1 pseudogene is annotated in these 205 nt (G+C 70.2%); it reads right to left on the minus strand.

Going from position 1 to position 205, the window contains the following annotated elements:
• Positions 1-205 (minus strand): annotated as a pseudogene (locus HP445_RS00005) (ABC transporter substrate-binding protein); the annotation flags it as partial.

A 205-nucleotide genomic window follows, 5' to 3' on the forward strand; every position in this document is an offset into this window, starting at 1 on the left:
CCGGGGAGTCCTGCCCGGTCAGCGCCGACTGCACGGCCGTGTAGATCTTCGTCGCGGCCTTGAGACAGTCGGCACCGAGCTCGCCGGTGCGGGCGCGGGCGTCGGCGACGAGGTCGACGAACACCTGCTCCTCGGGGACGTCCTTGCCGAACTGCTGGGCGACGTCGGTCTTCGAGGGGATCGTGTAGCGCAGCTTCGCCATCGC

Origin of the sequence: Curtobacterium flaccumfaciens, assembly GCF_013359815.1 — a bacterium.
Classification (GTDB): domain Bacteria; phylum Actinomycetota; class Actinomycetes; order Actinomycetales; family Microbacteriaceae; genus Curtobacterium; species Curtobacterium flaccumfaciens.